This is a genomic window from Kitasatospora sp. NPDC085895, assembly GCF_040702125.1.
GTDB classification, from domain to species: Bacteria; Actinomycetota; Actinomycetes; order Streptomycetales; family Streptomycetaceae; genus Kitasatospora; species Kitasatospora arboriphila.
In genome coordinates this window covers 5,215-6,601 of the sequence record NZ_JBFBJY010000169.1, presented here as the reverse complement: position 1 = coordinate 6,601, position 1,387 = coordinate 5,215, and the positions used below count along the sequence as shown (strand labels likewise).

Sequence of the window (1,387 nt, the reverse complement as noted above, 5' to 3'; positions counted from 1 at the left end):
CCCAGTCCCTCTGGCGCCGGGCACACCAGGCCATCGCCAAACGGATCCACTACGAGCACCGACACCAAGCAGCTCTCAAAGCACCGCTGTAGTACCGGCTGCAGCCTCGGCTCCGTCACCCGATCGGTGGGCGATCTGAAAGGGCTCATTGCTTCACGCTGATGCCGTACTCGAATATACCCAGAAATATTCAATCTTCAGGGAGCCTTCATGCCTGTGCCCGACTTGAAAGAACTGCGCAATTTGATCAAGGAGTCGCACGCAAATTGGACCGTGGCCGAGAACAACATCACATCCCTCGATGATGACACCAGGAGTCAGCTGCTCGGTGTGGTGATCGACCGGCAGGCCCTGGCGGAGATCGCCGCGCGTCCACGTGCTGCTACGGTGATCGCGGGTATTCCTGCTGCTTTCGACTGGCGCAATGTGGGCGGCCGGAACCACGTTTCGCCGGTGAAGGACCAGCTCAACTGCGGTTCGTGCGTGTCCTTCTGCGTATGTGCAACCACCGAGTCGATGGTATCCATCGCGGCAGGCGAAATGGTCGATCTGAGCGAGGCCGACCTTCATTTCTGTTCCTCGCACGGTTCCAGCTGCGGGGGCTGGTGGCCCTCGGATGCCATCGGTGAGGCGCAGCGTCGCGGCATCACGACAGAAGCGCTCTTCCCTTACGTCAGTGCGTTCGACAATGCGGGCAACCCGAGTTGCCGGGTGGATCCCCACCGTGACCAGCAGCTGTACCGGCCCAGCGGACTCTCGACGCTGACGACCATGGCGGAGCGGAAGCAGTGGCTGGCCTCCCGTGGGCCTGTGTGCGCGGTTTTCCACGTGTACGACGACTTCTTCCCTCTCCACGGCGAAGTCTACCGGCACTTGACGGGCGGCCATGCCGGCTACCACTGCGTGGAGATCGTGGGATATTCGGACGCCGATCGTTGTTGGATCGCGAAGAACTCGTGGGGCCAGAACTGGGGGGACAACGGGTTCTTCCGGATCGGATACGGCGAGTGCGGCATCGATGAAACAAGCACCGACCGCGACCCGGACGGCTCGCTCAATCAATTCCCGATGTTCGGAATCGAGGGAGTCCTGGTTCCGGGAGGATGGAAGGGATTCGAGCTGGCGGGTGCCGGGTCGGCTTCGCTGACCGGTGGTATTTCGGCGGTGTCGCGCATCCCGGGCAGCATGGAGCTGTGGTGGGTCGGTGCGAACGGTTCGGTGCAGGCCGCGTACTGGTACGAGGGCGGTCAGTGGGAGCGTTATGAGCTGGCTCCCGAGGGGAGCGCCTCGCCGACCGGTGGTATTTCGGCGGTGTCCCGCATCCCGGGCAGCATGGAGCTGTGGTGGGTCGGTGCGAACGGTTCGGTGCAGGCCGCGTACTGGTACG

Annotated in this window: 1 protein-coding gene; it reads left to right on the top strand. The window is 62.9% G+C overall.

Annotation, left to right across the window (positions count from 1 at the left end):
- Positions 1–210: 210 nt before the first annotated feature.
- Positions 211–1,387: C1 family peptidase (locus AB0442_RS41365; RefSeq protein WP_366168684.1), on the top strand; the 1,177-nt coding region annotated here is incomplete at its 3' end.